Raw genomic sequence first — 26,781 nt, forward strand, 5'->3', positions numbered from 1 at the left:
AGACGGGGACAGCCACCTGAACGGAACGTCTACTCTTCGCAGAATCCGGCCAGATCACCGGCCGCAAGAAGCCGCCTGCAGAATTCGGCGGATGGGCTTCGCACCGCGACCGTTGTCATGTCGCCCCAAAGAACAAGATCCTTTGCCCGCCGGAAGTCTCTGGGCGTCGCATCGACTTTAGCGATTATTGCATCAAGACGTCCTGTGGCCTCGCCAACTCGAAGGGCCGCCAGAATATCGGCTTCGGAAGCGCCATTGGCGAGCGCCGCTGCTGTGTGGAAGTAGAGACAGGACTGGCACGAACCCTGCGCAGCGACCGCGACACCCATCAGCTCCCGCATGCCGCCCTCCAGCGCCAGGTCGGGGTTCATCTGGTGGGCCGAGAAGGCTTCCCAGGCATCGGCGACCTCTTCGCGCTGAAACTGCCAGAAGAAGGTGGGCACAGCGCCATAGGTTTCGCTGATATTCTGATAGGTCGTGTCGGCATCGTCGGCCATCGCCAACATCGGCATTGCCGAAATTGCAAATACGGCGACTAGCGCATTGATCAGATGGGAATAACTGGTCATCGGAAACTCTCCTGTTGTCGGTGCAGGAGCTTCCCAGAGATGGGCGTTTCGGGTCCTTTGAAAGAGTCGAAAACTTCCGAAAACCGGCTATGCTCGGCGCCATGGGCACGACCTTGGGACCATTCACGCTGGACCATGAACGCCGTCAGCTGATGCGCGACGGACGAACTCTGCCCCTCGGCCATCGGGGATATGTACTGTTCGAAACCCTGGCCGAGGCAAAGGGCGAAGCCGTCAGCAAGGACACGCTATTGGAGCGGGCATGGCCTGGGGTGGTTGTTGAGGAAAGCAATCTCAGCGTGCAGATCTCGGCGTTGCGCCGTGCTTTGGGCGCCGATGGCGACAGCATCATCATCACCGTGCCACGCATCGGTTATCGTTTGGTCGTCCGACCTCAACCGTCCGAAAACTTGAGCGGCCCGCCGCTGATTGCCGTTATACCCGTCGCCAATCATGGCGCCGCCACCGAGGGAGACGATTTCGTTGACGGCACTGTCGACGACGTCATCACCGCGCTGTCACGCTTCAAGACATTCGCCGTGCTGTCTCGCAGCGCAAGCTTTGCCCTGCGCGATCGGAGCGCGAACCCCGTGAATGCAGCGTGCGAACTCGGCGTACGCTATGTTCTGGAAATGGGCGTTCGACGTCGTGGCGACCGGCTCCGAGTTACGGCTCAGTTGCTCGGTGCGGAATCTGGAAAGACCTTGTGGGCGGAGACCTATGATGGCAGCGCCTCGGAGGTCTTCGCCTTTCAGGATCGCATAACCGAAATCGTGGCTGGCCTCGTCGAACCCACAATTCGAACGGCCGAGATCGAGCGGGTGCGCCGCAAGCCCGCAGAGAGCCTCGATGCCTATGAGCTCTTCCTCAAGGCCCTGCCCATGATCTATGCACCAACGCCGCAGAGGTATGAGGAGGCGTTGGCGCTGTTGCAGAAATCGGCCGAACTCGATCCGGGCTTTGGCCTGGCATCGGCCTATGCTGCCTGGATCTACGAAAAGCGCATCTCGGCCCGTCTGCCTTCCCTGGGAAACAGCGATCGCGACAATTGCATCGCGCTCGCCCATGCGGCGCTGAAGGTCGGGCACAGCGATCCGCTTCTGCGGGCCATTTGCAGCTTCGTGCTCTATCGGTTGGAACGCGATGCCGCCATGCTCGAAGGTTTGCGTGAAGCGGTGCGAGAAAATCCCAACAATGTCGTCATTCTCAATCTAAGCGGAATAGGCCATCAGATGAGCGGTGACGTCGACGAGGCATTGCGGTGTCGGAGGCGCGCCTATGAGCTCAGCCCCGGTGCCCCGGACGCCTATGTGAGCTTGCACGGCATGGGTGCGGCAGAAATGATGCGCGGCAATCTTGAGACTGCGGTGCAATGGTGCCTCAAATCGCTGGCGACCTTCAACGAATGGCCCTTCACCTACATGACATTGGCCACCTGCTACGAGCGCCTCGGTCAGATGGACGACGCCCGAGCTATGGTCCGGCGACTTCGCGAACTGAATCCGACGCTCACCCTGGCAGCGCTGGAAGAAGGCGTTGACCGATGTGATGACGCGTACGGCCTCGCGGTTATCCCCAGCCTCAGGGCCGCCGGGCTTCCCGAGCGTTAGTCAAATCGCACAAGCATCGCATCATTTCTCCGCCGTGCGAAGAATGGCGGCTTACAGGATTACTAGTTCAGTCTACCAAAGGCGGGAATGGGGCGCATCTCTAATATTAGAAAATCACCAAAACGTTTAGTTGACTCCTAATTGCATGGCGGCTATGCAGATAAACGTTTAGGCATTTGAGGAAGCCTGATACGGAGGAAGCCATGGCTCGTCCCACGATTCGTGACATCAGCAAGCTGACGGGCCTGTCGACCTATACGATTTCGCAGGCCTTGCGGGGGGCCGACGGTGTCTCGGACGACAGCCGCGCTCGCGTCCTCGCTGCGGCCAATGACATTGGCTATATTCCCAATCGCGCCGCCCAGGACCTGCGCCGCACCAATCGCGACTCGGTCGGCCTCATCACGGCGTCCACTTCGAACTCCTACTATCTCGACCTGATCGGCGGCATCCAGAGCACCGTGCAGTCGCTGGCCTGGACGGTGATCATCGCCGACGTGGCGGTCGACGGCCACTACGATGCCGACCAGGAGGATCGCACGGTCCGCCGCCTGATCGAAGCGCGCGTGGCCGGCGTCATCTCGACCCTGACGCTGCGCAAGGAAAACACTGACCTCCTGTCCAAGTGGGACATTCCGGTGGTCTTCGTCGACTCCTCGCCGCCTGCCGCCGCGCCGGACCTGCCCAGCGTCACCACCGACAATTATCGCGCCAGCATGCAGGTGGGCGAGCATCTGGCCGGGCATGGCTACAAGTCTTGGCTGTTCCTTGCCTATCCCGCCATCTGGTCCACCCGCGTCGAGCGCGAGCATGGCCTGCGCGATGCAGCGACAGCCAGCGGCGCGACACTCACCGTCGTAGAAAGCGCCAACGACGCCATCTCGGCAAAGGCGGCTTTGCGCCTGCATCTAGCGGCTTCCGGCGCGATGCCCGAAGTGTTGATCGCCGGCAACAACCCCATGCTGCTTGGCGCCCTCGAGCATTTCCGCCTCGCGGGCCTGCGAGTGCCCTACGACATCGCCGTGGTGGGCTATGACGAATTTGCCTGGTCCAACCTGATCCAGCCGCCCCTGACCCTGCTCAACGAGCGAAGCGGCGAAATCGGTCGCCAAGCGGCCCATACCCTGGCCGAAATCGTGCTGGCCCAGGATGAAGCCGAAAAGGGCGGCCTAGGCGGGACGCCCGTCTACTTGCCGTCGCATCAGAAGCAGGTCGGCGCCGAACTCATCGTTCGCCAGTCCTGCGGCTGCCAACCTAGGGTCACCGGCCCCGGCGCCAGCTAACCCCAAGTTTCCGTCCGTGGTGGACGGTCGAAATGCGCAAGCCGGCCCGCGCTCCGTAAAGGACTGGCACATGGAGGAACTCCGAATGAAATCCAAAACGTTTAGCATTGCGGTTTCGGCCCTGGCCTTCGTCGCCACCGGCATGCTGCCGGTGATGGCCCAGGACACCCCGGCCAAGATCGAACAGATCGGCCTGATGGTGCAGGACATGTCCAATCCCTTCTTTGCCGCCATGGAAAAGGGTGCCAAGGAAGCCGCTGCCGAGATCGGCGCCACCCTCAACACCCAGGACGCCCAGCTCGACCTGGCCAACCAGAACACCCAGATCGATGCTTTCATCCAGCAGGACGTCGACCTTATCGTGATCTCGGCCGTCGATCAGGCCGGCATTGCCCCCGCCATCGAGCGTGCCAAGGCCGCCGGCATCATCGTCATGGCCGTCGATACCCCGGCCGTCGGCGCTGACGCCGTGTTCCAGACCAATGCGGTGCAGGCGGGCGAAGTCTCGTGCACCTATCTGTTCGAACAGATGGGCGGCAAGGGTCAGGTGCTGTTGGTTGACGGTACGCCGATCCAGACCATCATCGACCGCATCACCGGCTGCAAGAACGTCGCCGCCAACTATCCGGACATCCAGATCGTCGGTCAGCAGGCATCGCGCAATGACCGGGCCTCCGGCATGTCCGTCAGCACCGACATGCTGACCGCCAATCCCGACGTCACCGGCATCTTCGGGATGAACGACCCGTCCGCTCTGGGTGCCGTGCTCGCCGTCGAACAGGCTGGCAAGTCCAGCCAGATCAAGGTTACCGGCGTCGATGGCAGCCCGGAAGCCGTGCAGGAACTGACCCGTGACGGTTCGCCCTTCATCGGCACTGCGACCCAAAACCCGGGCGAAATGGTGCGCCAGGCCGTCAAGGCCGCCGTCGCCATCACCGAAGGCCAGACGCTGACCGAAACCAACGTGCTGATCCCCAGCGTACTGGTGACGCGCGACAACGTCAGCGAATATCCCGGCTGGTAAGCTCCAAGACCAGTCGAGGGCCGGGGCATCCTCCCATGCTCCGGCCACCCCAACTGAAAAGGTGGATCATGACCCAGCCACTGCTCGAACTGAACGGCATCACCAAGCGCTTCGGCGCCACCCTCGCGCTCAACGAAGTGCGCTTCGATCTGCGCGCCGGCGAAGTGCATGCGCTGATGGGTGAGAACGGCGCCGGCAAGTCCACTCTGATGAAGATTCTGTCGGGCAATATCCAGCGCGATTCCGGGGCCATCCTGATCGATGGCCGACCCGTCGACATCCGCACGCCGCGCGATGCACGCGCCCATGGCATCGCCATCATCCACCAGGAACTCAATACCGTTCCGGCCATGACCGTGGCCGAGAACCTGTCGCTGGGTCAGGAGCCGCGCAACCGTTTCGGCATGCTGGATCGGGGGCAGGTGTTGCGCGACGCACGCGAAAAGCTGGCGCGCATCCACGCCGACATCGACCCGACCCGCCCGCTCGGATCGCTCGGCATCGGCATGCAGCAGATGGTCGAGATCGCCCGTGCTGTCAGCGAAAACGCCCGCGTATTGGTACTCGACGAGCCGACGGCAGCGTTGTCGCGCGCCGAGGCACAGGAACTCTACGTCGTCGTCAATCGGATGCGCACCGAGGGCGTCGGCCTGATCTACATTTCACACCGCATGGAAGAGGTCTGGCAACTTTCGGACCGCATCACCGTGTTCCGCGATGGCGCCTATGTCGGCACCGGCACCCGCGATGAGCTAATCGAAGCCGATGTGGTGCGCATGATGGTGGGCCGCTCGATCGGCGACCTCTACCGCCATGAACCGCGTGAGCCGGGTGAGGTCGTGCTTGACGTTGCGGATCTCGCGGCTGGCGGTCTTGGTCCCACCAGCTTCCAAGTGCGCGCTGGCGAGGTAGTCAGCATGTCGGGCCTGGTCGGCTCCGGCCGCACCGAACTCGCCCGGCTGATCTTTGGCGCCGACCGCCGCGAGACTGGCACGGTTTTGGTCAACGGCAAGCCATCTGACCCCGCTAATCCATCCAATGCCATCGCGGATGGGCTGGCCATGGTCCCCGAAGACCGCAAAGCAGAGGGCCTGTTCCTCGACCACAGCGTCGAGCGCAACGTGTCGATATCGTCGCTCGAAAATTACGTCTCCGCCGAGGTTGTGCAGAACCGCGCGGTCCGGCAGGCGGTGCTCGAGCAGATGGCTCGTCTCCGCCTGCGCAAGAATGCCATCGACTTGCCGGTGCGGGCCCTCTCGGGCGGCAACCAGCAGAAGGCGGCATTGGCGCGCTGGCTGCTGCGAGACTCCGCCGTCATGATCCTCGATGAGCCGACGCGTGGCGTCGATATCGGCGCCAAGCGCGAAATCTACGAACTGATCGATGCGCTGGCTCGTGCCGGCAAGGCCATCCTTGTAATCTCGTCAGACCTGCCCGAAGCCATCGGCATTGCCGACCGGGTGCTCGTTGTGCGCGGCGGCAAGGTCGTCAAGGAACTGTCGGCCGATGAGGCTAGCGAAGAAACCGTCATGCGACACGCCGTAGGCGCGAGCACAGATCATCAGACCGCCAGAGCCGGAGACCTGCCATGAGCGCCAATTCCCAACCGGTCGCCGCCCCCAAGGAAAAGCGGCACTTCGATTTCGCCTGGTGGTGGGACCGGGTCGGCATCCTGATGGTGCTGATCCTGCTCGTACTGCTGATGTCGATCTTCGCGCCCAATTTCAATCGCGTGGATAACCTGCTCAACATAGCGCGATCGATTTCGGTCAACGCGATCCTCGCCGCGGGGCTCACTTTCGTCATCCTGACGGGCGGCATTGACCTGTCGGTCGGATCCATCGTCGCCGTATCCGGCGTCGTCGCCGTGCTGGCAGCAATGGCCGGTGTCCCGGCGCCGATTGCAATCGCCATCGGCATGGCGGTCGGTGGTGCCTGCGGTTTCATCAATGGCGTGCTGACGGCCTACCTCGCGCTGGCGCCGTTCATCGTCACGCTTGGCACCATGACCTTCCTGCGGGGCCTAGCCTACACAATGACCAACGGCCAGCCCATCGTTTCTAGCGACCTAAGTTTCCGCGACTTCGGCAACGGCTACCTGTTGGGTCTGCCGGTGCCGGTCATCACCATGCTGGTGGTGTTTCTCGTGGCCTGGTTTGTGCTCGAGCGCACCCGTTATGGCCGCCATGTCTATGCCGTGGGCGGCAATGCCCAGGCCGCGCGGCTGGCCGGCGTGCAAGTCAATCGCATCCTGCTCTCGGTCTATGTCATTGCAGGCATCTGCGCGGGCCTTGCCGGCGTGATCTTTGCCGCGCGCGTCATCTCGGCCCAGCCGACCGCCGGCACTGGCTACGAACTCGACGCCATCGCGGCAGTTGTTCTGGGCGGCACGAGCCTCGTCGGCGGTCGCGGCCGCATCGTCGGCACGCTCATAGGCGCAGTGATCCTCGGTGTGCTGACCACCGGGCTAATCCTGCTCAATGTGCAGTTCTTCACCCAGCTCCTTATCAAGGGCGTGGTGATCATTCTGGCCGTGGCCATCGACAGCCTTAAGCAGCGTCCTGAATTGCTCTCGGCCCTTTTTGGCCGGGGCAAAGGGCGGTCTCAGGGCTGATCCGCTTCACGTCCCTATTCAGGAAACACTATGTCCACCAAGATTATCGTCAGGGACCCGCTTCTCGGCTCCCGCAGCAATGAACTCATCCGTTTTTCCGTCAAGGGTGAGCATGCCGAGCCGCTCTGGTGGGCAAAGGACGATGCCGGCCAGGCTGTTCTGTGCCAGCGCCTGTCCGGCGGGGCGACCGGGGAAACCATGTTTGCCGCCGTGGTCAGCTTCACCGGTCAGACCGAACTGGTGCTTGATCGCGCGATCGCCGCCGGCGAGGCCGTTGATGGCATCGTCGAGAAGACTGGCCGTGAAGTCGATTGCTTCGTCCGCCTCGATACCGGCGCCTTCGATCTAGAACTGTGCTCGGGCACGGCGCAGGGGCTTGGCTCCTCCAAATGGGGCATAAAGCACTTCAAGGGCCATTTCGATGATTTCGAGCTGTTGCCCTCTGGCAACAATGCTATCGGCGGTTTCTATGGTCCCTTCTTCACGCCCGAAAACGGCCTGATCAACCCGCCCGAGCACACGCTGGTCGAGATCGAGACCGTCGAAAAGGGTCCGGTGCTGCATCACTACCGCATGAATGGCACCATCCCCGATGGCCTGCTGCCCGAGCTCAAGGGCAAGACCTTCTCCATCGACTGGCTTTTCGCACACAAGGCGCACAGCTTCGGCCGTCGTTACCGCGTCGACGACTTCCAGACTGTCATCAACGGTCGCTCGGTGACCAACAAGATCACCGTCGGCGACGAGTTCGAGGGCGGCCCGGGCAAGCTGGTCTTCGACCGCTTCGCTGCCATGGGTGGCACGCGCTACCGCTCCGGCGATCCTTATGCCGGCGAACTGGTGGCCATGGTCGCCGAGACGGTGCAGCAGTCGACCGCGACCAGCGAGAAGTTCAACGAGTTCCGCGACCAGTTAACCGATATCGAAAGCGCCCACTGGGACCTATATTGGCGCCTGTTCTGCAAGTGGGAAGGCGTGCTGAGCGACGACGAGATCCGCGAACGGTTGGCCCGCGTCCGCGCCGCCGCGCATGTGAAGGCCGACCTCACCGAGCGCCTTTGGCAACTCACCGAGGAGCCGGTCGACGTCTCCGCCATTCCGCACGAAACCATCTTCCCCGGCCCGGCCGACAAGACCGTGGAGTTCCACTCCGAAAGCGGACGCGCCATGGTCTGGTGGACCTCCCAGCCCTCGGGCGCCTTCCAGATCGTCCAGCGTCGCCAGTCGGGCTGGGTGAACTGGGGCAGCAATGGCGAGAATGAATGTCCCGAACTGCCGGTCGGCGTGGAAATCAAAACGGCTTATGGACCGTTTGCGGAGGATTGGCAGGCAATAGCTCTGCAGCTGGAAACACCATTGGTGATTTCTTCGCCGCAATAGGCAGAACAGCATGCCCTCGCCGGGTGTGCCCGGATGCGAAGTCGCGTTCGGCCCATGCGCCGAGGCTGTTGGATGTCGTAGGGCTCGGTACGGGCGGCTGACGCTCATCAGGCCGGCAAGCAAGTCAACGTTGTCCGCTTTTAGGAAGCCGCGAAGGCTCGCCGAATGACCGGAATGGGGCGCATAGACCCCGGTCTGGATATGCTCTTGGGAAGAAACGCGATCACGGAATTGCTGACGGTCCGGTTGGTGTTTTTGACCTAGGATCGTGAGCCGCCGGCGTCATCTTGTGTGGCCTCACCTGCGGTGGGGCCACTGATCGTCAGACTTCGGTGTGTTCTGCCAGTTCCAGCGCGTCCTCAACATCGACGCCCAGATATCGGACCGTGTTCTCGATCTTGGTATGGCCAAGAAGTATCTGCACGGCGCGGAGATTGCCGGTGGCCTTGTAGATGAGCGAGGCCTTGGTGCGCCGGAGCGAATGCGTGCCATACTCCTCCTTGCGAAGACCGATGGCGGTTACCCACTCATCGACCAGTCGGGCATATTGCCTGGTGCTCAGATGATCGTTCGGGTCGGCTCGGCTGGGAAACGCAAAGTCCTCAACCGAGCCCCCTCGCCTCTCGAGCCATGCCAGCAAACTTGTTCTGGCATCACTCGTGATCTCGAACTGCACCGGTCGACCGGTCTTCTGCTGGATCACCATCGCCCGGGCGCGAATGTCATGACCGGTCACCAGTGTGCCGATCTTAAGCTTGACCAGGTCGCAGCCTCGCAGCTTGCTGTCGATGGCCAGATCAAACAGCGCTCTGTCGCGCATGCGGCCCTCCCGATCCAGGAAGAACCTGATTGCCCAGATCTGCCGGACCTTAAGCGCCCGCTTTGCGCCTACTCGCCGACCGGCGTTCCAAGCCGGCCGACCTCTGGCGGCGGGGTCATATTGTGAGATACCCATTTTCATTCTCCTTTGGCCAACATCGGCCAATCTGAGAACGATTAAGGCGAGCGGTTTGTCCTTCGGCGCCGTGCCGCCTCGCGAGAAAGGTCCCTCTGCCCCTCAGTCCTCCTCGGCAGCGCCTCCAGCGGGGCCGTTTGCTGACTGTCCGGTTTACTGCAAAAGCGACGATAAGCGGACCTTTGGTTGCACAAAGCGATTGCCGTCAGTGGAGGTCATAGTCGCCAGCTCAGCGAGCGCATCACTTGTCGCCCCCGCTCGGGCATATATGAAATGTTCGCAACCTTCCCACGTGGAAAGGTCATTTCCCCACCAGACAATGATGGAGGACCCGATGAAATACGGCCGCTTTTTCCTGATGATCGCCACGTCGACCGTGGTGATGTTCGGTCTGATGTATCTCAATACCTATCTCTTCAGCCATGTCTTCTGGTCGGAGACGCGGGCCTGGATGGCATTGGTGATGGGCGGCGCGATGGCGGTGATCATGCTGGCCTTCATGCTGTCCATGTACAAGAATACGATGCTCAACATCGCCATCTTCGCGGGTGCCGCGGTGGTTTTCGGGCTGTCGTTATGGCTGGTGCGCAGCCAAGTCACCGTCGACGACAGCGACTATATGAGTGCGATGATTCCTCACCATTCCATCGCCATCATGACTTCGTCGCGGGCGCGTATCGAAGACGGCAGGGTGCGCAAGCTTGCCGACGAGATAATCTATGCCCAGGACAAGGAAATTTCAGAAATGAAGTATCTGCTGGCCTCTATTGCCGAAGACGGCAAACAGCCGGCCGATCTGAAAGATCCTGCGCCGCTGGTCGACAGCGTCGAAGCTGCCCTGGCCAGTGCCGATGTGTCTGCCCTCGACCCGCAATTCCTCGCTCCGGAGGACATTTCCGCTGCCTTGCCTGAAGGGGCCATATGCACATTCTTTTATACCGAGGATAGTCAGCCTGCCCTGGCGATCGGCACGGGCAGCACCGGCACCATCGCTGTGGTCAAGCTCTCCGGTGATGTGGTGCGGATCGAGGGGGACAGCATGGGCGCGTTTGCCGCAGGCGACCTCAGCCTGACCCTTGCAGGCCGGGACGGCCAGGAGATAGCGGAGCTGATGGACCACAAGCTGTCCGAAGTGGTCATGGAGCTGAGAATCGGCGACCAATTGCAGGCGGGCTATCTGGGCTATCTGCGCTGCCAATAGACGGAATGGATCGGCAGTGGGTCACCGTCGATCCGTCCGATTAACTGGCGGCCGCGGCGGCGCTCAACTCGAACCTGTCGGTCAGAATGACGCCGGTGAGGCATTGCCGGGCCGACACCAGTTCCGCTGCCGCGTCAACAAAGCCCGGCGGCCCGGCGATGTAGACCTGCCCTGACAGCAGGTCGCAATCAAGCTGTCTGATGGCCTCAGCCAAAGGCGATGCCGATGAGTTCCGCGCAACAGCGCCGGTCATGATCGCCTGATAGGTGAAACGGGTGTCTGCCTCGGCCGCTCGCGCAAAGAGGCCATTGAGATAGAAGCCTTCGCGCTGGCGCGCGAAGGAGACCAGGTGCACCCGTCGGCCGTCGTTTGAGTTCAGAATCGACTGGACTGGAGCGTGGCCGGTGGACGCGGCAATCGCAAGGATTGGTCCTGTCGCCTGGTCGGCGCCGATGGCACTGCCGAACGGTCCGGACACCCGAACAGCGTCGCCCAGTTCGCGTTCTTCGGCAAGGAGGCCCGAGGCGCGGCCACCGGCGATTGCGCGGATATGAAACTCAAGCTCAAGCGCGCCCTGTTCGCTGGCGACCGAGTAGCTGCGGGTGATGCCGGGCGCCAGTTCGATTTCGAAGAACTGTCCGGGTGAAAAGGCAATGGGCTCATCGGGCCGGAGCACCAGCCGATAGATTTCGGGTGCCATAGTGTGCAAGGCAACGATCCTGACCCGAGCACCCGCCACCACTTGATCATTGGACCAGGCGACGGCAACGTCCGTCAGTGGAACGGCACGACAGGCCAGGATATTTCCAGCTGCCTGTCCGTCGTTCGGATCAGCTCGGCGGGGAAACACGAAATCCTCTACCGAGCCCCCTCGCCTCTCGAGCCATGCCAGCAAACTTGTCCTGGCATCGCTCGTGATCTCGAACTGAACAGGTCGGCCGGTCTTCTGCTGAATGACCATTGCCCGGGCGCGAATGTCATGACCGGTCACAAGTGTACCGATCTTGAGCTTGACTAGGTCGCAGCCGCGCAACTTGCTATCGATTGCGAGGTCAAACAGCGCGCGGTCACGCATTCGCCCTTCCCGATCCAGACAGAACCGGATTGCCCAGTTCTGCCGGACCTTGAGCGCCCGCTTGGCGCCTACTTGCCGACCGGCGCTCCAAGCCGGCCGAAGGGGGGTAACCTCGGCAGGTTTCCAAAACACGCGATCGCGACTGACCGAGGCGATAAGCCACTAGGTTATTCGACGTCCGGGCTGCTCGAAGGCCGATCTGGCAACTTTCCCACTGAACATTTCAGCACCCGACAAAGGTTTCCCAAACAAAATACCCCCTCGTTTCCTGGGGCCAATTGGTCGCGACTATCGCGTCAGAGTGCCGCCCAAGTCGTGAGCTGCGCGTGGGCGGGGCGATGAATGGCCGTCACTCAATCTTTCGCTCGCTGAATTGAAGTTTGGCGATTATGCTTTTTTCGAGTGGGGGGGTTCAGAATCCGATGATCGTAGCGCTGCGAAATTCCGTCTTTGCCACAGGCTTGTCCATTGCCGTGTTGACGTCCTTGTCAACCGCGTCCACCGCAGAGCAGGACTGGCGACAAATCTGCACGCCGGACGCCGAAGTGGAAATCCTTGTCGGCGGCTCCTGGTATCGCGGTACCGTAACCGGACCCGACATAAATGGGGAGGCCTATTGCGGCGTTCTCAATACGAGTTACACCGGGCGAGACATGCACTTTTCCATGGCACATGATCGCATGCGTGCTGTGCAGCTGATGGACGTTGCCGGCCCGGCCATTGGCCCGGCACCGACCATATCCGATGCCCTAAGTCCGGACTGGCATGACCTCTGCATTCCTGGTGACGAGGTCGAAATACTTGTTGGCAGTGCATGGTACAAGGGGATCGTCTCGGGCCCCGACGCGTTCGGGGATGAAGCCTGCGGTGTTCTTAACACCAGCTACAGCGGTCGCGAGATGCATTTCTCTATGGCACCCGACCGCATGCGTGCCGTTCACTCTTCTGCTGTTGACGCAGGCGGCAAGACCAAAGCTCCACCGCGCGCCTCGCAGACACTTGAGGCCAATCTCGCCCAGATTGGGGAGGCGTACCGAACAAACGTTGCCGCAGCCCGTCAACGTTATGAAGGGCTGACGGTGACTTTGTCTGGCACCCTTGAACGCGTGGGATCCGACTATGTCAGACTAACAGACGGACCCTTCGGCGTAGCGATGTGCACTTTCAATGAAGCAGACAGAGACCAGCTTGCAGAACTGATCCCCGGGTCGATGCTGACTGTACAAGGCGACGACAGTTCATGGGGCTGGGACACTTTTCAATTGGGGGGTTGCCGGGTCATCGGCGAGCAAGCCATGTCGCCAGCGCAAGGCGCGGAACCCATATCCACCAATGGCGGACTGCCACTTGGTCGTTATGTCTGTCGCCAGTACATGACAACGATAGGCTGGATTGACCTGAATGAAGGGACCTACGGGGTCAATGGTGTGCAGGGGGCCTATTCGTTCGACACGGGTACTGGAGCTATTGTGTGGCAGGATGGCGCATACCGAGGGTGGCCCGCTCGGTTCGAGTATTCCCCAGCCGGCGCGGGGCACGCGCATGACGAGTACATTATCCGCATGACCGACGAGACAGACACGCTCCGCATCGATTGCTTCCTGACCTCGGAATAAGCGATGATCTGGCTCAAGGTTCTTTCAGTGACGGCGCTGATCGCCAGCGTCTGGCAAAGATGTCGCAAGTTGGGGCAACCCATCATCCGCGGTGGAAAACGGTGGTGGCGACAACCAGATGGTCGCTACGCGCCCTGCACGGCATTGGCCTCAAACGAGAAGAGGAATTGCCCCCAGAATACAGCTCAGGATCTGGCCCTGCCCTGTTCAGCCCGTGGCTGTTAGCGCCACAGCGCCTAGCGGCCTACCGCGGGACCGCGAACATTGAGGCTCCACAAAACACCATTTGGTTGAAACTCGAGTTTCACCTCGCAATCAAGTGCCCGCTCAACCATATCGACCATGACCACATGGCCGAAGCCCTTGCGCTCCGGCGGCACAAGCGCCGAGGGCAGGGATTCATCCCATTCCAGTTTCCAGTTGGCATTGGACGAACCGGTCCAAACGATGCGCAGTCGACCCTCGGGATGAGCCAGCGCCCCATGTTTCAGACTATTCGTCGCCAGTTCATGCAACGCCATCCCGATCACCTGGTCATGCTGCGGGCAGACAAGAAAGGGCGCCCCTTCTACAACCACCCGGACATCCTCATCGGCGCCGATCGTCCGTAGCTGGCCCATGACAAGATCTTCAAGATGAACCGAAGACCAATCCTGGGCCACCAGCAGATCGTTGCTGGCGGCCAGTCCGCCCAATCGCGCAGAAAACGACTCCAGAAATGACTGGGGCAAAATAGATCGCGCGGTGTTCCTGGCAATGGCCTGCACCACAGTAAGCAGGTTCTTGGTGCGATGGTTGAGTTCACCCATCAGATAGCGCGACTGCTCCTCGGCGGACCGCTGGTCGGTGACATCGGTATTGACCCCCGTCATCCCCAGAAAGCGCCCGGTCTCGTCAAAGCGCGGATTGGCTTGGATGTGCATAATTCGAAAGGTACCGTCGGCACGTCGATACCGTGCTTCCACAGTGAAAGCGGCGTGATCCTGCATGGCTTGGGCAAAGGGCGCTTGAAGCATCTCGACGTCATCGGGATGCAGGGTGGCGAACCAGTCAAAGGTCCCCAGGTCTTCTGGATCCACGCCCCAGAATTTTCGGAGAGCCCGGTTCAAGAACAGGCAGCGACCGTTCTCGTCGCCCATCCACAACATGGCGGGCGTTGTCTCGGCAACAGCAATTGCGAGCTCATCATCATGCATTTGGAGGTTCGCCCGCCGCTGGACTGTCAATGCTTAGATCACATTATTCCGCGCTGCGGCAAGCTCAGAACAAATCTAACGTCCCTGCGAGCCCAAAGGGTCGACAATCTGGGGCCCGAACGCGACATCGGAGGTGGTCGACACCGACCACTGCCACCCCGCGTCTGTAATCGCCAAAGTTGCAACGCCATTCAGGGAGAGCGGCAACACCTTGCTCAGTACGTCGCGGGCAAAGTCGTCGAGTTCATCCTTGTCGGAATGGAGGGCTTCTGACCACGAGAACTGAAGTGACTGATCGGCCTGATCGCCTACCCAGGTTACGACCACCTCACCACCCGTTACGTCTCTCAGTCGAAGCGCCGACCCCTCAAAAAGTTCATGGAGCGCCAGACCCAGAGCCTGGGCGGCGTTGGGCGATATCCGGAGCTTGGGCCCAGCGATGCTGTACCGCGCCTGGATCGGGGGTGGTACGATAGCCGCGTGCGCCAGAACCAGCTCGTTGAGATCAACACCCAGCCAATCGCCGCGCACGATCAGGTCTAGTGTGCGAGAGAGCGCTCCTATTCGGGCGGAAACCCTGCGAGCAAACTCAGCCGGCGGGGTTCTGGTGACCGATCGCCTGACCATAGCCTCAACGACGGCGAGCAGGTTCTTGGAACGATGATTGACCTCCCGCATAAGGAGCCGCTGTGTTTCGCGCGCCCGGCGCTCTTCCGTAATGTCTCGGGCAATCTTGGACACGCCCAGAATACGGCCTGTCTCGTCCTTGATCGGGGACACTGTGAGCGCGATGTCGATCAGCGTGCCATCCTTGCGTCGACGCCTGGTTTCGAAATGGTCCAAGCGCTCGCCGCCCCGGATACGTCCGAGGATCAGCGCTTCCTCACCATGACGCTCAGGCGGAATGATTTGGAGAATTGACTGTCCGATCATCTCCTCTGCAGAATAACCAAAGGTGCGCTCGGCACTGGCGTTCCAGGAGGTCACAATACCGCCAAGAGTTTTTGAGATAATGGCATCGTTGCTGCTTTCAACGAGGGCGGCAAGCCACGCTTCGGTGTGGATCGAAGATAACTTGGTCATGCTGGTCCAGAGGATTGGCGTGATTGCGCCCGATTTCGGACAATTCCTGGGCGCGCCAAAGGTTCCGGTTGACCTAACGCGCCACCGCACTCCTCAGGTTGGTCGGGCCCAAGACCAGCTGTTTGGCTTCTTCGAATGGCATTGGTCGAGCGAAGAGATAGCCCTGACCATAGTCACAGCCCCAGGCTGAAAGCTTTAGCGCCTCCCCTTGCGTCTCTATGCCTTCGGCGACAGTTTTCAGCCCAAGCGTTTTCGCCAGGCCAAGCATGGCCTGTACGATTTCTCCGCGGTTGGCATCGGTACCAAGGCCTGAGACGAAGGAGCGATCGATCTTGATTTCATCGACGGGCAGGGCTTGCAGATGAACCAGAGACGCATAGCCAGTGCCAAAATCGTCGAGCGATATGCCAACGCCACTTTGGCGTAGCTTTTCGAGATTGCGGACAACCGCATCTCCCAACTCGTCCATCAAAACGCGTTCGGTGATCTCTAGCTTGATCGCCTCTCTTGGCAGTGCTCGCTTATCCATCATTGCCAGGAGCTCAGATATAAACGCTGTGTTGACCAGGTTCTCGGTCGCAAGATTGATCGAAATCTGGCCACATCGGATGCCGGCGGCTGCGCAATTGGCCATATTGTCAATCACCAGCTGGGCCATGCGAATGCCAATGGCGTCAGCCAACCTGGGATCATCGAGAGCGTCCTTGATCGCGATAGGTGAAAGCAACCCGCGGTCCGGATGCCGGATACGGAGCAACGCCTCGAACCCTCGGACATGCTGCGTTTTGAGGTCGATCAAGGGCTGATAGAATGGCTCGATCCAATTGTCCCGCAGTGCGGACCTGGCCAGTTCCAGGGCCTCGCTTCGCCTGGAGGCGGCGCTTCGAATAGTGGGATCAAAGAGCTTAGTTCTGTTTTTCCCTGCGGCCTTGGCAGCATAGAGGGCAAGGTCGGCGCGTTTGAAGACCTCATCGGGGCTCTCGTCCCGCTTGCCCATGGCACAGCCAATGCTGGGGCGGCAGTTACGAGTCTTGTTGTTAGACTTCAAATAGGTGTCGAGCTTGGCTTCAATGGAATGGGCACGGTCGAGCAGGCAGTGTTCGTCGGAGATATGACGGCAGATGATTGCGAACTCGTCTCCACCGAGGCGTGCGACAAATTCATTGGGTTCAACAGTGCGCTGGAGATAGCGAGCAAACAGCCGGAGGACAGCGTCACCTGTCAAGTGCCCGTATCGATCATTGATCAGTTTGAAGTCGTCCATATCGAGTACCATCAACCCTATGGGTTCGGTGGTAGTGGTCAGGCGCCGCTTCAGCTCCTCCACAAATCGACGACGGTTCGGCAACTCCGTTAACTCGTCCTGGTAGGCCTGACGCTTGAGTTTTTCATCGGCCAGATATTGCTCGTGCACGTCTTCAACAGTGCCATACCAGAGCATGATTTTGCTCTGGGCATCCCGACGTGGCGTGGCTCGTGCGCGGGCCCAGCGATATTGGCCGTCCTTCAGTCGAATTCGATAATTGATGTCGACGGGGCCTCCCGTCGAAAGCCCCTCTTCCCAGCTTTCGATAGTCGGCGCCATGTCCTCGGGGTGCAATGCCTGAAGCCAGCCATTCCCCAGGGCATCCGCCTGAGAAATTCCAGTCAACTCCGTCCAGCGAGATGATACGCTCAGAATGCGCCCTTGTGGGTCCGAGGTCCATGGAATCTGAGGATTCTGCTCAACGGTGTAGCGATAATGCTCTTCGCTCTCGCGCAGGGCATCGAGCATGCGGACGCGCTCAATTGCTAGCGACGCAAGGCCGCGCAGCCGGGTAAGCTCCTGATGTTCGACCGCTGTCGGCGAACGCCTGTCTCGAAAGTAGAACCCACAAGAAGCAATAACTTCTCCACTCGAAGCAAAAACCGGTTTCGACCAGCAGGCCTGATAGCCGAGAGGCAAGACCAAATCTCGCCAGCTGTCCCACAGAGGATCATTGGCGATATCAGAACTGATCACATCGCGTTTCTCAAAGGCGGCCGTGCCACAGGAACCGACGCCCGTGCCAATCTTGATGCTGGGCACCGCGCTCATCATCGTTTGAGGCATGTTCGGCGCAATCCCTTCCAGGAATACGCCTTTCTTATGGTCTACGAGCAGTATGCTGCACGTAGCGCCTGGTATCTGCCGTTCCGCTGCACGACACAATTCGGAAAGCAGTTGGGGCAGCTCTACGCCGGAGATAACCATCTCCAGAATATTGCCTTGAGTGGCATCGCGTAGCTCTGTGGTTAACCACTCATGGGCATCAATCGCGCAGCCTACCCATTTGCCTTCCCCCACGTGCCGGACATTGAGAAGATGCCGATGGTAGGTACCGTCGTGATGACGAACGCGCATTTCAGCCTGGACGTTTTCTGGCCCCATTGGGGACAGCGGGAGTTGAGCCCGGAATGCCGCTGCATCGGCAGGATGGATACTGTCCAACCAGCCTAATCCTAACCCATTCTCCTGTGGGAGCCCAGTGAATGTCGACCACTGCGCATTGTTGGACTCGACATTGCCGAGCGCGTCGCAAACCCAGACCAGGCCCGGAACAGCAAGGGTGAGTGTCTTGAAGAGTTCACTGTCGTTCATGTTTGTTCACGCAGAACCGATGTAAATTGATCCCATTGCTAGACTTAAAACCCTCCTAGTAGCTGCCAAGTATCTACAAGTCCCAAAGGCAAGCGGTTAAAATGCGCTGAATTGCCCGCTGGGATTTGGGCAGGGTGCTTTCAGGTAGCGCCAGTGCCAAGCGACCATTTTATCAGTCGCGCTTTTGCGCGCCGGCCCGCTGAACGCCAGGAACTCGCGCACCAACGGGATCGCGACGTTTCCAGGATCACTGGTTCCTTCGCGCCAGCCAGGCCTGCATTTCCCCTATCTCTACCTGCTGGGCCGCGATGATCTCCCGCGCAAACATCTGCACCCAGGGGTCGGTGCCAAACTTCTGAGCGACCAGGGCCATTTCTACCGCCCCCTGGTGGTGCGGAATCATTGAACAGACAAAGGCGGTCTGAAAGTCGGCAGCCGTCACGCCGCGCATCATGTCGCTGTGCATCGGCTCCATAGTCTGGATCAGGGCCGCCATCTCCTCGCTCTGCCCCTCCGCCATGACGTCGAGATGCTCTTGCATGTGCCACGCAATTTTGCCCCAATGCAGGCCGCTGCCGAAGTCATTGCCTCCGGGCGTATCGGTCGCCCGATCGCCGGCACCAGCGCCTTCATCAAGCTCTGGATGGAGGGTAATCGTCAGCCTTGGCACCTGTCCGCGAGTTCCGGGGGCGGCATGCTGATGACCGCCGGCATCCACGCGCTGGATCGTCTGCTCCATCTGATGGGTGGCCCGGTCGAAAGTGTCGGCGCGCTCATGGACACGGCGTTCCATAGCCAGGACGCCGACGACATCGCCTTTCTCAATCTGCGCTTTGCCGACGGACGGCTGGGCCAGGTGACCAGCCTTGGCTATGCCGATGGCGCCGTGACCGCCGCCCTGCAGATTGTCGGCGAGCATGGCACCCTGGTACTCGACCTCAACGGACGCCTGCAGATTGGACAGAGCGGAATCTGGCAGGACCTGCCCTGCCCTACGGATGAAGACCCAATGGTCGCAGCAGTCCGCCGCCAATGGCAGGCATTTCTCGGCGCGATCACCGAGGGCAAACCGCCACCGATAGATGCCAGCTATGGCCGGCATCTGGTCGCCATCATCGCGGCGGCGCACCAATCCAACCGTGATCGCAAGGAAATTCCCGTGGAGACGGCACCCCAATGACCACCTCACTTCTTGATACTTTGCGCGGCGGGCTCATCGTATCCTGCCAGCCGGTGGACAACGGTCCGCTCGACTCTATCCCGGCCATTGTGGGTTTCGCACTGGCCGCCCGGGATGGCGGCGCGAGGGCGCTGCGCATTGAAGGGGCCGACAATGTCGCGGCAGTGACGAAAGCCTGCGACCTTCCGATCATCGGCATCGTGAAGCGCGACCAGCCCACCAGCCCGGTGCGCATCAATCTGCCTATTCGTGTCTTCCACTTGGTGATCGAATTTGAACGTTACGAAATGGACCAATTAGTGGACCACTGCTCAAAGAAATAGCTTGTCGGTCGAAGCCATTCCAAGGAGGAAGTCATGTTGCTTCACGTTGGTACAAGCAAAAGTCGTCGTTATCGCGACGCATCTCTGCCCAATAGTCGGTGCGGCTTTTTTCGCAAGATGCTATGGGGGCGGACGGCTTCCGCCCTTCATCGCCTGGACGAGTATCATCTCAACAGAATTGGCATCAGCCGCGGCGCCATTGACTCTTGGGCAGCGCACCAGGTCGATCCGTTGGCAAGCCTTGGCCCCACAGGTGCTCCAGGCCGTGGCTCAGCCAAAGACGCCTGACTGGGTCGAGATTTGACAATCCGCGAAATATGTCCATGATCGACGTCATGAGCAAGACGTACTTCAATCAGCTGACACACGGTCATCGCCAGGCACTCTGATTGCCTGGTGCTGCTACCTGCCCAAGGCAAGAGCAGCACCAGGAAGCTCCACTCACAAAACCAGTTCCGTTCAATGCGCTCCTGACGCACTTGCCGTGCGACGTGAGCGCGCGTCTCGTCGAGGCCGAAGCGATGACCTTCAAGTATTCCGTCACTCTTCCCATCAGCGGTGGCAACAAGCTCCGCAGATTCCGCGAATGGGCGGAAGAGCACGTCCCTGCCCTGAGCTACAGTTTGCCGGTTCAGACACCTATCAAGACCGAAACCATGACAATCAAGCTGCTGTCTATCGAGGATAGACGAGTGCTCCTCGAAGCATTCGCCAAGTCGTCGCGAGTTTGAAGGGGAAGGCTATGGGAATGTTGAGATATTGCAGATCCTGTTCTGGTCCTCGGCCACGTGCGGCTCGTCGATGTCCGTGGTGTCATCGAGACTACAGCAGCGCTCAGTCAAGGCCGGAGCACCTGTTCGCTTCGTACGATCGTTTTGGAGGCGTTCATCCCACTATTCGAGGCAATCAAAAGGAAACCGGCAATTGACGACGATCTCATTGAGGGATTGGGAGCACTCGCCTCCAATTACCATAGGTCGACAGGAGCTAAGGCACTTGACCACAGCGGCCTTGACGGATGTCACCAATGAAGCAGACCACGTCGATTTTCTCCTGTACGAACTCGATAGGGCGATGATTGTCGATGACGACATACTCCCCACGGACGTTGTCCGGCTGGGCAGCGTTGTTCGGTACAGAGCGGCTTCCGCGGGTGAGCGCACCATAAAGCTCGTGCTTCCACGAGAGGTCGATGATGCGCGGAGCTATCGTCTTTCGGTGACATCGATGCACGGTGCGGCTTTGCTTGGGTTGAGGCCCAAGCAATCGCTTTCTTGGATCGGCCCGACCGGACAAGCGGACAGCGTAGAAGTACTGCAGGTCGCCAACTCCAGAGTGCGTGCTTGAAACGATCCGTTCGTTGCCGCGGAAGCTACCGCGGCAACGGCATCAACGCCATCTCTTCGATGGTGCGTCAGATCAGGGAGCCTATACTTGCTGCATCAAGGCATGAATCCGAACTTCTGTGTCACCGCCGTAACTTGCATCACGCCTGTGGAATTCGAGCGCCTGGAGACGATGATGAGCACCATGACGGGCAGTAGGCAACCTTTGGCCAATTTGCTGCGTCGCAAACTGGCCGCCTCGGTGGTGATGCTGCCCAGCGACATCTCATCGAATATCGCGCGCATAGGAAAGCGGGTGACCTTCTCGGTCGATGGCGCCAAGGCGATCTCACGCCACCTCGTCTGGACGGAAAGCACCGTCTCCGAAGGCGAGCTGCCCTGCACTGTGACCACCGGCCTAGCTTTGCTTGGAATTGGGAAAGGACAATCAATCAGCTTTGCTGACGAACGAGGCGAATTGCGGACAGCTCTCGTTGCGGACGTGGTTTGCGCCGAACCTCCGAGCGATGGAACGCCTAAGCCCGCTGCTAGTGCATCAAAGCGTAGAGATACGCTGCGCAACCGTTTGAAGTCTCGAATGCGTCAATGGCATCACCAGAGGGCTATAATGGCGCTTCAGTGTCTCAACGGTGCATTGCTGAATGACGTCGGTATCGCCCGGAACGACATACCCCACATCGCAGCACGTGTTGTGGGCCTAAATGTGTCGAACCGATGATCTCGCCTATTCTGTTTTTGGCAATCGACTGCCGTCTCAACCAGCAAAGAAGGATTGCGTACCATGCGCCTCGATTGCCGTGGCCAGTCGGTCCAACGCGTGGATGTAGGCAGCCGAACGGACCGATACGCCACGCTCCTTGGCAATGCTCCAGACCGCCCGGCCTTCTCGCTCCACAATCTTGAGCAGGCGAGAATGAATTTCCTCCAGATCCCAATAGAATCCTTGTCGATTCTGCACCCACTCAAAATAGGATACGGTGACCCCACCGGCGTTGGCGAGAATATCGGGAAGAACGACCACGCCATGATCATTGAGGATTTTGTCGGCACCTGGCGTGACCGGGCCGTTTGCAAGCTCAAGAATCACCTTAGCCTTGATCCGCGCAGCATTATCCGCCGTGATCATGTCTTCCAGGGCCGCTGGCACGAGCAGGTCGGCCTCAACGGACAGCAGTTCCTCCGCATCAATCGCATGGGCACCTTGATCGGCCGCCATGTCGATGAGACGACGGCCGGAGCTCTTACCCGCTATGAGGGCCTCCACATCCAGTCCACCCGGTCGATAGATGGCCCCGGCCGAGTCGGAGACGGCAATGACCGTATTTCTATCGGAGGCCGCAAGACGCGCATAATATTGTCCGGCATTGCCAAAGCCCTGGATGGCGACGGTATGGTCCCGATCCAGACCCAGTTCGCTGGCAAGGTTCCTGACCAGATAGAAGCCGCCGCGAGCCGTAGCATCGTTTCGGCCCAAAGATCCGCCCAACGAGATCGGCTTCCCGGTGATAACCGCCGGCGAGACCTGTCCCGTGATCTGGCTGTATTCGTCTGCCATCCAGCCCATGATCATGGCATTCGTGTAGACATCGGGAGCCGGTATGTCCCGGTCAGGCCCTATGGTGCTGGCAAAAGCCTGAACATAAGCGCGAGACAGGCGCTCGAGCTCCGATTTCGAGAGCGAATGAGGATCCACCTGCACCGCACCCTTGCCGCCTCCGTAGGGAAGGTTCATGACCGCACACTTGAATGTCATCCAGAATGCGAGCGTCTCCACCTCCTCCATCGTCGAATGGGGGTGGAAGCGTATGCCGCCTTTGGTAGGGCCACGCGTATCGTCGTAGCGGCAGCGCCAGGCCTGGAACGACTTTCTGGAACCGTCATCCATGCGGATCAGCAACCTGGTCTTTGTGGTCTCACGGGGATATTTGAGTTTCTCAATCACATCCTGATCAATTTGGAGATGGCCTGCAGCCTCCTCCAACCGTACAAGTGCGCGATCGAGCAAGGAATCCCCGGACAAAACAACCCCCTTGAGCATGAATTAGGCAGGACGCAAAATATTGCATCGAATGTCTGCCACGAGCAGCCTATTGGGTCAATCGTGCTGTCTCATATTGCAGACTTCGTGTGCTTGTAGGACAAATTTTGTGCAGAAGAGCAAAACGGGTGAAGTCGTGTTTCCTAGCCAAGATCTGCCGGATATCCTCATCAATGCCGATGACTACAACCGCGTTTCGCTCCTCGCCGAACGCTGTTTCGACAGCCTGCCATACGTATCGGCATACTTGGAACGTGAATTGAAGCGGGCCGAGGTGTGCGACCCTTGGGATCCCGCCGGCGTGTCGATGGGCCACCGCGTTATGTTCCGGGTGGACGATGACGGCATCACCAGAATCGGGCGGTTGAGATACCCGAACCGACCTTGGGGAGAACGCGGCAATATTCCTATCTTAGGACCCGTGGGTGCGGCACTCATCGGAATGAAAAGAAACGCTTCAATCGAGTGGGTCGACGAGGGTCGGGTTAGAACCTTGACCGTGCTGGATTATGGTTGGTGAGACGCGTATCTGGGAGACACAACCGTGGCGAGTGTGAAGCGCCTCACCACTGCTGAAGTCAGCAATCTTCTCGAGGCGCATATCGTCGAACATGACCTATCCTTGCACGACCGACTGCCTGCGGAACGCAATTTGGCCGAACAGCTCGGGTGCAGTCGAGGCACCCTAAGAGCAGTACTGGAGCGTTGGGCAAAGGAAGGCAGGGTGAGACGCCAAATTGGACAAGGTACCTTTCTCGGTTCTCATGACTCTTCGAACATTGGCCCCTCTCGGATCGTTCTCGACATCGCCAGCCCTTTCGAGTTGCTTCAGTCCCGCATCGCCATCGAGCCTGGCGTCGCTGCGCTGGCCGCGAGAATGGCTTCTGACAAATCGCTGGACCTGATGAGAAAACACGCTTTGGCGACAAGCAGTGCCTCTGATTGGCAGAGTTATGAGCGCGCGGACAGTGACTTCCACAATTCTATCGCCGCGGCGACTGGGAACCGGGTTCTAGTATCTTTGATGCATTTCGTGTCCTCTGTCCGGGGGCGAGTGGCATGGCAGAGAGAACACGACCAGATTTTTCGCCGCGCCCACAAGAAAGAATACGCCCTGGCTCAGGACAACATGCATTTGCGCATTGTGGAAGCGATTGCGGACCGGCGGCCGGCAGAGGCAAGTGCAGCCATGCTCGAACATCTGGTAGCAATTGCTGAACTAGCTACGGTCCTGCCGAAGCGCTGACGTGTGGGCTGGGGATCCCGTCTGCGCTTGACAACCCCCGCGGTGGAGCTACGCTCGTAGAATGAGCTCGGTTCAGATCATTGCCATTTCCAGCGCCCGCCGGACGATTCCGGTCGAAGGACACCAGCCCTAAACCACGGCCTACGCTGCGTGGTTTAGGGGGGCTCTCTATACTTCCATCATTCGAAATATTTGGTGACCTTCTGAGTCATCAGTGCTTGCACGTGGAGACGCACGCTATGCGTAATCATAATCTAAGACCACGAATTACAGTGGCTTTGTCAGAACATCGACAGCTCCTCGCGATGGCCGCCGCAGGCACCTCGCCAGGTGCAGAAAGTCTGCTCGACGAAATGGAGCGCGCCAACGTGGTCCAGGACGACAAGCTCAATTCCGACGTCGTCCGCATGGGCTCGCGAGTTCAGTTTCGAACCGATGAAGGCTCCGCCAAGGAGGTCACTTTGGTGTACCCGGCAGCGGCCGATATCTCACTCGGTCGCGTCTCTGTCCTGACGCCGGTGGGAGCAGCACTGATCGGTCTCAGAACTGGTCAGTCGATCACGTGGCGGAGTCATGGCGGCAAAAAGAATGCTCTGACCGTTCTCTCCGTCGACCAGGAACATAATCTTTCGGATCAAGTCTGACATGCCCGGCAGCACCACCAGAGAAAGACGTTCGCAATCAAGAAGGCATCCCCTGACCATTCAGTAAGCATGGGTCAGGGGCGCACGACCGAATGTCCCCTCTCCTGGAACACAACCATGCTTGATGCCCTGCCTGTCATATTTGTCCGTCGTCAGATCATTTGGCGCAGTTTGGGTCTTGGATTAGCGGAGTATCGGCCTCGCCTTTGGGTTGATGTTATGCGGCGAGCTTGCGGTGCTGCAAGCGCCGATGCTGGATGGTTTGTCGTTTGATCCTTTCGCGCTGTTTTATGATGGCTGCGGCCCTGCCGAAGTAGGCGTCTGCCGGGGTCACGTTGTCGAGGCTCTCATGATAGCGCCTGTGATTGTAGTGTTCGACGAAGGCGCCGATCTGGGCCTCCAGGTCGCCGGGCAGGAAGTAGTTCTCCAGCAGGATGCGGTTCTTCATGGTTTGGTGCCAGCGCTCGATCTTGCCCTGGGTCTGGGGATGCATCGGGGCGCCGCGGACGTGGCTCATGCGATTGGTCTGGATATAATCGGCCAGTTCACTGGCGATATAGCAGGGGCCATTATCGCTGAGCAGCCGGGGCTTGTGATGCACATGCACCTGGTCGCAGCCTGAGGCCGCGAGGGCCATGTCCAGCGTGTCAGTGACGTCCTCGGCCCGCATTGTGTTGCACAGCTTCCAGGCGATGATGTAGCGCGAGTAATCGTCGAGCACCGTGGACAGATACATCCAGCCCCAGCCGATGATCTTGAAGTAGGTGAAATCGGTCTGCCACATCTCGTTGGCCGCACCGTTTTGGTGTGGAACGCATCTGCCGCCTTGATCACCACATAGGCCGGGCTGGTGATCAGGTCGTGGGCCTTGAGAAGCCGGTAAACGCTGGCTTCGGACACGAAGTACCCCTTCTGGTCGGTGAAGCTCACAGCCAGCTCCCGAGGCGAGAGTTCGGACTCTTCCAACGCCATCTCGATGAGCTGATCATGGACGGCAGTCGGGATCCGGTTCCACACCCGACTGGGTGCCGAAGACCGATCTTCTAGTGCTTCAGGACCGCCACCGAGGTAGCGGTCATACCAGCGATAGAAGGTCCGGCGCGGGATGCCCAGCCGGTCCAGCGTGCGTTTTGTGGGCAGGTGCGACTGCTCAACCAGATTGATGATCTCGAGCTTTTCGGATGCGGGATATCTCATTCTGGCTCGTCCCCATCCGCGATCATGCTTTTTTTAAGCAGACGGTTTTCCAGCGTCAGGTCGGCAACGCATTCCTTGAGCGCACCAGCCTCTCGGCGCAGATCCTTGACCTCATCACTGGTCGCAGCACGAGCAGTATCGCCCGCCAGTCGGCGCTTGCCGGCTTCCATGAACTCTTTCGACCAAGTGTAATACAGGCTCTGCGCGATGCCTTCCTTGCGGCACAGTTCGGCAATGCTGTCTTCGCCGCGCAGACCATCGAGAACGATCCGGATCTTGTCTTCAGCTGAAAAGTGCCGTCGGGACGCCCGGCGAATGTCCTTCACCACCTGCTCGGCAGGCTTTTTGGTGCTCGGGGATTTAGCAGTCATCTTGGTTCCTTCGTCAGACGACGAGACCAAAACACTCCTTAAAGCTCAACCCTGAATCTGTGCCATGGGCGCTGACGGGGAACAGGGAGATGGGGCGCATAGACCCCGGTCCGGGAAGAAACACGATCACGGAATTGCTGACTGTCCGGTTGCGGTGTTCGAACTGAGGATGGTGGACCGGCGGTGTTCTCCTGCGCGGCCTCACCTGCG

Annotated in this window: 24 protein-coding genes and 2 pseudogenes; 16 read left to right on the forward strand and 10 right to left on the reverse strand. The window is 59.7% G+C overall.

The features are described 5' to 3' along the window. Positions 1-29 precede the first annotated feature (29 nt). Positions 30-569 (reverse strand): carboxymuconolactone decarboxylase family protein, encoded by a 540-nt coding sequence (locus K1X15_RS18795; RefSeq protein WP_220305073.1) that lies wholly within the window; start codon positions 567-569, stop codon positions 30-32. Between the two features lie 89 nt (positions 570-658). On the opposite strand from K1X15_RS18795, the gene K1X15_RS18800 reads away from it, so the two are divergent. From K1X15_RS18800 to K1X15_RS21350, 6 genes are all read left to right on the forward strand, one after another. Beyond that, positions 659-2,179 carry a winged helix-turn-helix domain-containing protein gene (locus tag K1X15_RS18800; protein WP_220305074.1) on the forward strand — a complete coding sequence of 507 codons (1,521 nt, stop codon included), beginning with the start codon at positions 659-661 and terminating at the stop codon, positions 2,177-2,179. Between the two features lie 203 nt (positions 2,180-2,382). Then, on the forward strand, positions 2,383-3,462 hold the full coding sequence (locus K1X15_RS18805; RefSeq protein ID WP_220305075.1) for a LacI family DNA-binding transcriptional regulator: 1,080 nt from the start codon (positions 2,383-2,385) through the stop codon (positions 3,460-3,462). Between the two features lie 85 nt (positions 3,463-3,547). Further along, positions 3,548-4,486, forward strand: a complete 939-nt coding sequence (locus tag K1X15_RS18810; protein ID WP_220305076.1) for an ABC transporter substrate-binding protein — start codon at positions 3,548-3,550, stop codon at positions 4,484-4,486. Positions 4,487-4,554: 68 nt separating this feature from the next. After that, a complete protein-coding gene (locus K1X15_RS18815) occupies positions 4,555-6,078 on the forward strand; it encodes a sugar ABC transporter ATP-binding protein (RefSeq protein ID WP_220305077.1) in 1,524 nt (507 codons plus the stop codon). Beyond that, complete coding sequence (locus K1X15_RS18820) at positions 6,075-7,100, forward strand: ABC transporter permease subunit (protein ID WP_220305078.1); 1,026 nt, start codon at positions 6,075-6,077, stop codon at positions 7,098-7,100. The genes K1X15_RS18815 and K1X15_RS18820 overlap by 4 nt, the downstream gene beginning before the upstream one ends. 30 nt (positions 7,101-7,130) lie before the next feature. Next, positions 7,131-8,480, forward strand: a complete 1,350-nt coding sequence (locus tag K1X15_RS21350; RefSeq protein WP_240549568.1) for a hypothetical protein — start codon at positions 7,131-7,133, stop codon at positions 8,478-8,480. Between the two features lie 322 nt (positions 8,481-8,802). On the opposite strand, the gene K1X15_RS18830 is transcribed toward K1X15_RS21350, so the two are convergent. Further along, a complete protein-coding gene (locus K1X15_RS18830; RefSeq protein WP_220305079.1) occupies positions 8,803-9,435 on the reverse strand; it encodes a tyrosine-type recombinase/integrase in 633 nt (210 codons plus the stop codon). A 334-nt stretch (positions 9,436-9,769) separates the two neighbouring features. On the opposite strand from K1X15_RS18830, the gene K1X15_RS18835 reads away from it, so the two are divergent. Continuing rightward, positions 9,770-10,636 carry a DUF6692 family protein gene (locus K1X15_RS18835; protein ID WP_220305080.1) on the forward strand — a complete coding sequence of 289 codons (867 nt, stop codon included), beginning with the start codon at positions 9,770-9,772 and terminating at the stop codon, positions 10,634-10,636. A gap of 40 nt (positions 10,637-10,676) precedes the next feature. Here K1X15_RS18835 and K1X15_RS21530 read toward each other — a convergent pair whose 3' ends face one another. Further along, a complete protein-coding gene (locus tag K1X15_RS21530) occupies positions 10,677-11,336 on the reverse strand; it encodes an FAD-binding oxidoreductase (RefSeq protein ID WP_338033500.1) in 660 nt (219 codons plus the stop codon). A gap of 129 nt (positions 11,337-11,465) precedes the next feature. After that, positions 11,466-11,711 (reverse strand): annotated as a pseudogene (locus K1X15_RS21535) (site-specific integrase); the annotation flags it as partial. 422 nt (positions 11,712-12,133) lie between these two features. Here K1X15_RS21535 and K1X15_RS18845 point away from each other — a divergent pair. Next, a complete protein-coding gene (locus K1X15_RS18845; RefSeq protein WP_220305082.1) occupies positions 12,134-13,327 on the forward strand; it encodes a hypothetical protein in 1,194 nt (397 codons plus the stop codon). 236 nt (positions 13,328-13,563) lie between these two features. Here K1X15_RS18845 and K1X15_RS18850 read toward each other — a convergent pair whose 3' ends face one another. From K1X15_RS18850 to K1X15_RS21665, 4 genes are all read right to left on the reverse strand, one after another. Beyond that, a complete protein-coding gene (locus K1X15_RS18850) occupies positions 13,564-14,523 on the reverse strand; it encodes a sensor histidine kinase (protein ID WP_220305083.1) in 960 nt (319 codons plus the stop codon). Between the two features lie 75 nt (positions 14,524-14,598). Then, a complete protein-coding gene (locus K1X15_RS18855) occupies positions 14,599-15,606 on the reverse strand; it encodes a PAS domain S-box protein (protein ID WP_220305084.1) in 1,008 nt (335 codons plus the stop codon). Between the two features lie 73 nt (positions 15,607-15,679). Next, the gene (locus K1X15_RS18860; RefSeq protein ID WP_220305085.1) at positions 15,680-18,226 is read right to left on the reverse strand and encodes an EAL domain-containing protein; all 2,547 of its coding nucleotides are present in this window, start codon (positions 18,224-18,226) and stop codon (positions 15,680-15,682) included. Between the two features lie 247 nt (positions 18,227-18,473). Continuing rightward, positions 18,474-18,767 carry a DUF305 domain-containing protein gene (locus K1X15_RS21665; protein WP_220305086.1) on the reverse strand — a complete coding sequence of 98 codons (294 nt, stop codon included), beginning with the start codon at positions 18,765-18,767 and terminating at the stop codon, positions 18,474-18,476. Positions 18,768-18,788: 21 nt separating this feature from the next. On the opposite strand from K1X15_RS21665, the gene K1X15_RS18870 reads away from it, so the two are divergent. The 5 genes from K1X15_RS18870 (at position 18,789) to K1X15_RS18890 (ending at position 21,793) form a co-directional block, all read left to right on the forward strand. Further along, positions 18,789-19,406: a Gfo/Idh/MocA family protein gene (locus K1X15_RS18870; RefSeq protein WP_420828381.1), complete on the forward strand. Its 618-nt coding sequence runs from the start codon at positions 18,789-18,791 to the stop codon at positions 19,404-19,406. Further along, on the forward strand, positions 19,403-19,729 hold the full coding sequence (locus tag K1X15_RS18875) for a beta/alpha barrel domain-containing protein (protein ID WP_220305088.1): 327 nt from the start codon (positions 19,403-19,405) through the stop codon (positions 19,727-19,729). The genes K1X15_RS18870 and K1X15_RS18875 overlap by 4 nt, the downstream gene beginning before the upstream one ends. Before the next feature lie 491 nt (positions 19,730-20,220). Next, positions 20,221-20,460, forward strand: coding sequence for a hypothetical protein (locus K1X15_RS18880; RefSeq protein WP_240549571.1), 240 nt, complete (start codon positions 20,221-20,223; stop codon positions 20,458-20,460). Between the two features lie 265 nt (positions 20,461-20,725). After that, positions 20,726-21,076, forward strand: coding sequence for a GreA/GreB family elongation factor (locus K1X15_RS18885; protein WP_220305089.1), 351 nt, complete (start codon positions 20,726-20,728; stop codon positions 21,074-21,076). A gap of 87 nt (positions 21,077-21,163) precedes the next feature. Beyond that, positions 21,164-21,793, forward strand: a complete 630-nt coding sequence (locus K1X15_RS18890) for a GreA/GreB family elongation factor (protein ID WP_220305090.1) — start codon at positions 21,164-21,166, stop codon at positions 21,791-21,793. Positions 21,794-21,829: 36 nt separating this feature from the next. On the opposite strand, the gene K1X15_RS18895 is transcribed toward K1X15_RS18890, so the two are convergent. Then, a complete protein-coding gene (locus K1X15_RS18895; RefSeq protein WP_420828349.1) occupies positions 21,830-23,113 on the reverse strand; it encodes a Glu/Leu/Phe/Val family dehydrogenase in 1,284 nt (427 codons plus the stop codon). Positions 23,114-23,222: 109 nt separating this feature from the next. Here K1X15_RS18895 and K1X15_RS18900 point away from each other — a divergent pair, with 109 nt between their 5' ends. The 3 genes from K1X15_RS18900 to rnk all read left to right on the forward strand — a co-directional run bounded on the left by K1X15_RS18900 (position 23,223) and on the right by rnk (position 25,003). Then, on the forward strand, positions 23,223-23,633 hold the full coding sequence (locus K1X15_RS18900; protein ID WP_220305092.1) for a GreA/GreB family elongation factor: 411 nt from the start codon (positions 23,223-23,225) through the stop codon (positions 23,631-23,633). Positions 23,634-23,657: 24 nt separating this feature from the next. After that, positions 23,658-24,359 (forward strand): FadR/GntR family transcriptional regulator, encoded by a 702-nt coding sequence (locus K1X15_RS18905; protein WP_220305093.1) that lies wholly within the window; start codon positions 23,658-23,660, stop codon positions 24,357-24,359. Between the two features lie 239 nt (positions 24,360-24,598). Beyond that, positions 24,599-25,003, forward strand: a complete 405-nt coding sequence (rnk, locus tag K1X15_RS18910) for a nucleoside diphosphate kinase regulator (RefSeq protein WP_220305094.1) — start codon at positions 24,599-24,601, stop codon at positions 25,001-25,003. Between the two features lie 217 nt (positions 25,004-25,220). Here the strand turns inward: rnk and K1X15_RS18915 are convergent. Beyond that, positions 25,221-26,571, reverse strand: a pseudogene (locus K1X15_RS18915) (IS3 family transposase). Between the last annotated feature and the right edge of the window lie 210 nt (positions 26,572-26,781).

Origin of the sequence: Devosia salina, assembly GCF_019504385.1 — a bacterium.
GTDB lineage: Bacteria > Pseudomonadota > Alphaproteobacteria > Rhizobiales > Devosiaceae > Devosia > Devosia salina.

What these genes read in the sequence shown, in the direction of transcription:
- K1X15_RS18795 (WP_220305073.1), bottom strand. Translation starts at nt 569, where the DNA reads ATGACCAGTTATTCCCATCTGATCAATGCGCTAGTCGCCGTATTTGCA.
- K1X15_RS18800 (WP_220305074.1), top strand. Translation starts at nt 659, where the DNA reads ATGCTCGGCGCCATGGGCACGACCTTGGGACCATTCACGCTGGACCAT.
- K1X15_RS18805 (WP_220305075.1), top strand. Translation starts at nt 2,383, where the DNA reads ATGGCTCGTCCCACGATTCGTGACATCAGCAAGCTGACGGGCCTGTCG.
- K1X15_RS18810 (WP_220305076.1), top strand. Translation starts at nt 3,548, where the DNA reads ATGAAATCCAAAACGTTTAGCATTGCGGTTTCGGCCCTGGCCTTCGTC.
- K1X15_RS18815 (WP_220305077.1), top strand. Translation starts at nt 4,555, where the DNA reads ATGACCCAGCCACTGCTCGAACTGAACGGCATCACCAAGCGCTTCGGC.
- K1X15_RS18820 (WP_220305078.1), top strand. Translation starts at nt 6,075, where the DNA reads ATGAGCGCCAATTCCCAACCGGTCGCCGCCCCCAAGGAAAAGCGGCAC.
- K1X15_RS21350 (WP_240549568.1), top strand. Translation starts at nt 7,131, where the DNA reads ATGTCCACCAAGATTATCGTCAGGGACCCGCTTCTCGGCTCCCGCAGC.
- K1X15_RS18830 (WP_220305079.1), bottom strand. Translation starts at nt 9,435, where the DNA reads ATGGGTATCTCACAATATGACCCCGCCGCCAGAGGTCGGCCGGCTTGG.
- K1X15_RS18835 (WP_220305080.1), top strand. Translation starts at nt 9,770, where the DNA reads ATGAAATACGGCCGCTTTTTCCTGATGATCGCCACGTCGACCGTGGTG.
- K1X15_RS21530 (WP_338033500.1), bottom strand. Translation starts at nt 11,336, where the DNA reads ATGGCACCCGAAATCTATCGGCTGGTGCTCCGGCCCGATGAGCCCATT.
- K1X15_RS18845 (WP_220305082.1), top strand. Translation starts at nt 12,134, where the DNA reads ATGATCGTAGCGCTGCGAAATTCCGTCTTTGCCACAGGCTTGTCCATT.
- K1X15_RS18850 (WP_220305083.1), bottom strand. Translation starts at nt 14,523, where the DNA reads ATGCATGATGATGAGCTCGCAATTGCTGTTGCCGAGACAACGCCCGCC.
- K1X15_RS18855 (WP_220305084.1), bottom strand. Translation starts at nt 15,606, where the DNA reads ATGACCAAGTTATCTTCGATCCACACCGAAGCGTGGCTTGCCGCCCTC.
- K1X15_RS18860 (WP_220305085.1), bottom strand. Translation starts at nt 18,226, where the DNA reads ATGAACGACAGTGAACTCTTCAAGACACTCACCCTTGCTGTTCCGGGC.
- K1X15_RS21665 (WP_220305086.1), bottom strand. Translation starts at nt 18,767, where the DNA reads ATGCAAGAGCATCTCGACGTCATGGCGGAGGGGCAGAGCGAGGAGATG.
- K1X15_RS18870 (WP_420828381.1), top strand. Translation starts at nt 18,789, where the DNA reads ATGCAGGCCGCTGCCGAAGTCATTGCCTCCGGGCGTATCGGTCGCCCG.
- K1X15_RS18875 (WP_220305088.1), top strand. Translation starts at nt 19,403, where the DNA reads ATGACCACCTCACTTCTTGATACTTTGCGCGGCGGGCTCATCGTATCC.
- K1X15_RS18895 (WP_420828349.1), bottom strand. Translation starts at nt 23,113, where the DNA reads ATGCTCAAGGGGGTTGTTTTGTCCGGGGATTCCTTGCTCGATCGCGCA.
- rnk (WP_220305094.1), top strand. Translation starts at nt 24,599, where the DNA reads ATGCGTAATCATAATCTAAGACCACGAATTACAGTGGCTTTGTCAGAA.